This is a genomic window from Moorena bouillonii PNG (assembly GCF_001942495.1).
GTDB classification, from domain to species: domain Bacteria; phylum Cyanobacteriota; class Cyanobacteriia; order Cyanobacteriales; family Coleofasciculaceae; genus Moorena; species Moorena bouillonii.
Window position 1 is genome coordinate 3,394,039 of the sequence record NZ_MKZS01000001.1, and the last position, 5,255, is coordinate 3,399,293.

Annotated in this window: 7 protein-coding genes and 1 pseudogene; 1 reads left to right on the plus strand and 7 read right to left on the minus strand. The window is 43.4% G+C overall.

Annotated features, from left to right (window positions below):
- Positions 1 to 123: 123 nt before the first annotated feature.
- From BJP37_RS13805 to BJP37_RS13825, 6 genes are read right to left on the minus strand one after another with little or no spacing between them, the layout of a single operon-like run.
- Entirely contained in the window at positions 124 to 474 is a 351-nt protein-coding gene (locus BJP37_RS13805) for a XisH family protein (RefSeq protein WP_081431182.1), read from the minus strand.
- A gap of 18 nt (positions 475 to 492) precedes the next feature.
- Positions 493 to 690 (minus strand): hypothetical protein, encoded by a 198-nt coding sequence (locus tag BJP37_RS41045; RefSeq protein ID WP_075899548.1) that lies wholly within the window; start codon positions 688 to 690, stop codon positions 493 to 495.
- The gene (locus BJP37_RS13815) at positions 690 to 965 is read right to left on the minus strand and encodes a BrnA antitoxin family protein (protein ID WP_075899550.1); all 276 of its coding nucleotides are present in this window, start codon (positions 963 to 965) and stop codon (positions 690 to 692) included. The genes BJP37_RS41045 and BJP37_RS13815 overlap by 1 nt, the downstream gene beginning before the upstream one ends.
- A complete protein-coding gene (locus tag BJP37_RS13820; protein ID WP_075899552.1) occupies positions 949 to 1,221 on the minus strand; it encodes a BrnT family toxin in 273 nt (90 codons plus the stop codon). Before BJP37_RS13820 ends, BJP37_RS13815 begins: the two co-directional genes overlap by 17 nt.
- Positions 1,222 to 1,252: 31 nt before the next feature.
- On the minus strand, positions 1,253 to 1,414 hold the full coding sequence (locus BJP37_RS39170; RefSeq protein WP_158069574.1) for a hypothetical protein: 162 nt from the start codon (positions 1,412 to 1,414) through the stop codon (positions 1,253 to 1,255).
- 23 nt (positions 1,415 to 1,437) lie between these two features.
- A complete protein-coding gene (locus BJP37_RS13825; RefSeq protein ID WP_075899554.1) occupies positions 1,438 to 1,653 on the minus strand; it encodes a hypothetical protein in 216 nt (71 codons plus the stop codon).
- A 70-nt stretch (positions 1,654 to 1,723) separates the two neighbouring features.
- Between BJP37_RS13825 and BJP37_RS13830 the strand changes: the two are divergent.
- Positions 1,724 to 2,300: pseudogene (locus BJP37_RS13830) on the plus strand (REP-associated tyrosine transposase).
- A gap of 613 nt (positions 2,301 to 2,913) precedes the next feature.
- Here the strand turns inward: BJP37_RS13830 and BJP37_RS13835 are convergent.
- Complete coding sequence (locus BJP37_RS13835) at positions 2,914 to 5,037, minus strand: eCIS core domain-containing protein (protein ID WP_075899556.1); 2,124 nt, start codon at positions 5,035 to 5,037, stop codon at positions 2,914 to 2,916.
- Positions 5,038 to 5,255: the final 218 nt, after the last annotated feature.

Below are 5,255 nucleotides of genomic sequence, written 5' to 3' on the forward strand. Positions count from 1 at the left end.
AGGGAATAGGTAATAGGGAATAGGGAATAGGGAATAGGGAATAGGGAATAGGGAATAGGGAATAGAAAAAAAATAATGTGTACCTCAAAGGTATGATAAACGCTATAATAGTTTAAGTTGGTACTATTGAATAACAATTTGAGGGAATTCTTTATGAAAAAACCTTTGGTAGGTGGTATCGGGAATCGCCAGAAATAATTGTCGTTCTGGATCTTTTACCTTTAAGGCTACTCGATAGTTAATGAATTGACCAATGGCAAGGTGGAAGTCTGTAATAGAGGAGGGATTAATAAAACTTTTGATTTCCACTGCAATCCGCTGACCATTTCTTTCTGCCGCTATTAGTTTTTCGGCACCCAAATCAATAAAAAATTCTACTCCGCCTACTTTCAAAAAAAACGGATCATCGGTAATTTGCCAACCATCTTTAATTAAGGCATTTTTGACAACATCATGAAATAAGTCTTTTGCCATTACTCTTGCTCCCTTGGATCACAGGACCTGTGGTATAAAAAGTGTTGGCGGAGGATAACGTAGAAGTGTGAATGGCGGTAGGGGTAGGGTGGGCAAATTCTGTAGGTTTGGCAATTTCATCTTTGTGTCATGTCCATTTGCCCACCAAACAAGATCCGCGATCGCTGTTCCCAGGCGTATGGTGGGCAAATCATCAACCATTAACCAATAGATCATCAATCATGTCCATTTGCCCACCCTACTTTATCTGATAATTCTTCACGAAGAATACGACGTAGATCCCCTTGGGTCAGAGGTTGCTCATTTGGCAGTAGGATATGTTTTTTTAAAGCCTCATTTATCAGAGTCTGATAACCAATTCCAGCCGTTTCGGCCTGTTCTCGAAATAGGGCAAGAATTTCATCATCGAGATAAATAGTAATGCGTGTTTTTCCTTTAGAAGGAATTACGGCTCCTCGTTTTCCTTTAGAAAAATCATATTCCTTTCTCATAAGCTTTTGTCTCCTGTTTTGTGGCGCGACGAGCAGAAATTAATCGAATCACCTCACCGCGCATGGTATATACAACGACCAATGGTAATCCAGAGTTTCCTATTCCCACTGCGATGAAACGTTCTTCACTAATCGAATCTGGATCAATGTCATGAATGGCTTGGGGATCGAAAAACACCATTTCAGCTTCCGCAAAGGAAACACCATGCTTTTGCCAATTGGTTTTTGCAATTCTTGGATCATATTCCAAGGTCATACATATATTATATGTATAACTGAAAGTCTAGTCAAGATTCATGGTGTGGCGTGGCAAGCCTTAAATGTTGCTTTAGTGCGATCGCATTCGGTTCGGTAGGGTGGGCAAATACTAAACGGAAGGCAATTTGATCACGAACCGCTTGACCATTTGCCCACCAAACTTGACCATTCGGAACGGGTAGGGTGGGCAAATACTAAACGGAAGGCAATTTGATCACGAACCGCTTGACCATTTGCCCACCAAACTTGACCATTCGGAACGGGTAGGGTGGGCAAATACTAAACGGAAGGCAATTTGATCACGAACCGCTTGACCATTTGCCCACCAAACTACAAGAGTGCGATCGCATTCGGAACGGGTAGGGTGGGCAAATACTAAACGGAAGGCAATTTCATCTCGAACCGCTTGACCATTTGCATAACCATTCAAGATCCGCGTACGCACTCTGAATCGGGATTAAACTGAAACAGAGGATGCTCGCCACCATCAAAATCTCAATATGTCGAACTATCGTCGTTCTTATGTGCCAGGAGGAGTATTTTTTCTGACTTTAGTCACATATCGCCGTATTCCTCTATTTTCAGATGTTGAGAATATCTCTCTGTTACGGAAGGCCATGGCAAAAATGCGGACAGAAAAACCCTTTGACATCACTGCAGCCGTTGTGTTACCGGATCATCTTCATTTTATCTGGTCGTTACCACCGGATGATTCTAATTATTCTATGCGAGTCTCTCGGTTTAAGGTGTTATTTACCCGCTCTTTACGGGGAAAACGCTCATTTGAGGTAGATGTTTCTGCTTCTCGTCGTAAGCATCGAGAAAGCAATGTCTGGCAACGTCGGTTTTGGGAGCATACAATTCGTAATGACCATGATTTACACCGACATTTAGATTATATTCACGCTACATCCAGTTAAACATGGTTTGGTGTCTTGTCCTCATTTGTGGGAATATTCCAGTTTTCACAAATGGGTGGAGCGAGGCAAGTATGAACCCGATTGGGGGTGTTGTTGTGGGAGTAATTTACCACAAGTTCTAGATTTTCGCGATTTAGAAGATTTTGCAGGGGAGTAGGGTGGGCAAATTATGAATGTGGCGTAGGGTGGGCAAATTATCAACGTAATACCAATTGATCATCAATCATGTCCATTTGCCCACCCTACTACTTCATCAATATAACCATTATTAAGCAACAAAATAGTCGGGTAGGGTGGGCAAATAATGATAGTTTGCCAATTAGTACAGTTATCATCTCAATTTGCCCACCCTACTAAATTAAGTAGTCGGGTAGGGTGGGCAAATAATGATAGTTTGCCAATTAGTACAGTTATCATCTCAATTTGCCCACCCTACTAAATTAAGTAGTCGGGTAGGGTGGGCAAATAATGATAGTTTGCCAATTAGTACAGTTATCATCTCAATTTGCCCACCCTACAAGATCTACAAGATCAGCTAATCTCCCATACCTTTATAGGGTGTGGTTTCTAGTCAACGAATCGCACAGTCACTTATCTCTTAAAGGGGTGGACTTTCACCACCATCCAGCAAATAGTTAGGAATTCGGGCTATTCCCCGCGATTCCCCCTAGTTATACCCTTCCTGTTTCAGGAAGCTCCTCCTAGGAACGAGCCGCACCTACTTTATCAGCGATCGCACTTACGCCATCCCGCCTTTACGGGGACAATCATCACTTTTCGCCTAGGCTTCTTATCCAGAAATTTATATATTCCTTTGTCACCACATCCATCAACCTGCTTTCAAGTGCCGGATGCTGGAGCTGTTTGACGCGATGCGCAATGATATACGCTAAATTGTACAGGCATATTGTTTGTACTTTATTCGTATGGGGCAATTGCACTTGCTCTTTTTGATTTATATAACTATATATTACTGCTTGAAGGAGTGAATTAAGCTGGTCTATATCCTCAATTTTAGAAATTTCCTCTACCGGTTGATCTGAGCAAATAGTCAACGGGTCAAACTTTAGCCGTGACTCTAGCTTCATCATTGGTTTTAAATCATATGGTTTGGTATCCATAGTCAAGAAATCTGTAGCAACTTTTCGCCCCTTATTTGTTAACTTTTCAATGCTACTTACCCCAACTAAATTTAGATATTCTCGGGCTTTCTGATGCAGTATTTGCCCTTCCTGCAGTATTTTTTCGCTTTCCCTTGACCCTCTCATTCCTATTAATCCGGTACCCTCTTGTCCTTGCCCAGCTGCTAACTTGGCCTCGCATTTGCTAATAAATTTAACGTATCCAGGCGTCGAATTATTCTCTCTATATGCTACAATATATGCACGTTCATATGCACTGAGTAGCATATATTCTATTGTCGCATCCACGTCGCAATCACTGTCCAGATGCGCTAATCCGCAAATCCCTTCTTCCTTCCATGTTAGTGAGATAACAATACATGGTCCTGCACCGATAGTGGTCATTCCTGGGATCGCGTCATTTTTATGCCATATAATAAATTTTCCTTGTTGCACCGTTCCTTTCGGCTGAGGTTTGGGCTGATCATCTTTGGTGCGTTGTATTTGCTTTGATTTTACCGTTGACTTGTCGTGGGGCAAGCCAAAGTATTGGTGAGTGAATTCGGTTTGTGTTGTTGGTAATTGTGGAATTCCTTTAGTACGGGTTTCCGCACAAGTAATAGCCCTGTGCGTGGCTTGGATTCCCAACACTGGAGATTCATACTCCCGTCCATGCTCCACGCTCATCATTATCTGGTCTATTGGTTTTTGATCTGCTTTCACCCTGCCATGTTTTTGTTCGACTACATGCCCGGTTCCAAGTGGTAGTTTTATTTCTCGTACGGGGGCGACGTTAAAAACCTTTCCCTGTGTGAACGCTTGGGCTTTGACCGCCCCTGGTTTATCAAAATTATAAGGACATGTTTTTTCATCCCACCCATGGCCTGTGAGGTTTTCAATGCCTGTTTTAAGGTGATAGCGCGTGCCGGTTGGGTTTTGCGGCTCCTCAGTTGTCTCTATGCGCGTCCCGGTGTTTTCTGCATTTGGCTTGTTAGCGCTATCGCACACCGATGCCGATGGGGTTTCGCATGCGGGTCGATGGTGTAACTGCTGCGGTTGTATTGGCCTACGCTGCACTGCCCCTCCATTCTGCTGTACCACATGGGTCATTTCATGAGCGATCAACTCCTGCCCTCTTCTACTCCCCGGCTCATACGCCCCCTGCCTAAAAAACACATCCTGCCCCGTCGTAAACGCCTTGGCCTGAATCGATTTATTCAACTGGTCTGACTGAGCATCCGTATGCACCCGCACCCCACTAAAATCCGCCCCCATCGCCCTCTCCATCGGTATTCTCATCCTTTCTTCCAGTGGCTTTCCCCTTCCTCTTGCTTCCTTTATGGCACCTTCTAAATTGTTCGGTGCATTTAATCCCCCTGTTAATGCTTTCCTCTGTATTTCTTGTTGTGGCGTACCCTTCTCCTCACCCTCAATCGTACCTTTCTGTGGTGAATTAATCTGCTGTACAACCTGACGCGCTACTCGATCTGCCTCTTGCTCGTATTTATCACCCGGCTTTCCTATAGTTAGCTTTGGTTGCAGCCCCATTTCTCTCCTTCCCCTTTCCGGTTGGGTTACTCCTGATTCTAAGGTGCGCATCACCTTCGCACTCATACTTCCCCATTCCCCGACCGCCTCTTCCGCGTTCCACTCCCTTTCCTCTGCATCCAAAATTTCTCTTAAACCATTCCGTCTTTCGTCTTTCTTTTTTTGAGCAATTGTCCTAGAAGTAGAGTGAGAATATTTCGGTTTATAGGTATGAGTAGTGCGCATAGCTATTTCCTTTTACCTTGTACCCTATTAGAAAACCAGATCAGTCGATCCCACCGTCTTAATGGAGCGCGACATGGCACCCCTTTCTCAAACCAACTGGTATCACACTAATTTTAGATCTCTGTTACAATAAATCGATCGAGTTCGTAACTATTTATAAAAATACATAGAAGGTAAAGAAAATCAACAAATCGTTACTGAATTTGTTGACGATACTT

Bases quoted from the DNA above. Each gene is read 5' to 3' on its own strand.
- BJP37_RS13805 (WP_081431182.1), bottom strand. From the start codon at position 474: ATGGCAAAAGACTTATTTCATGATGTTGTCAAAAATGCCTTAATTAAA.
- BJP37_RS13820 (WP_075899552.1), bottom strand. From the start codon at position 1,221: ATGACCTTGGAATATGATCCAAGAATTGCAAAAACCAATTGGCAAAAG.
- BJP37_RS41045 (WP_075899548.1), bottom strand. From the start codon at position 690: ATGATCTATTGGTTAATGGTTGATGATTTGCCCACCATACGCCTGGGA.
- BJP37_RS13835 (WP_075899556.1), bottom strand. From the start codon at position 5,037: ATGCGCACTACTCATACCTATAAACCGAAATATTCTCACTCTACTTCT.
- BJP37_RS13815 (WP_075899550.1), bottom strand. From the start codon at position 965: ATGAGAAAGGAATATGATTTTTCTAAAGGAAAACGAGGAGCCGTAATT.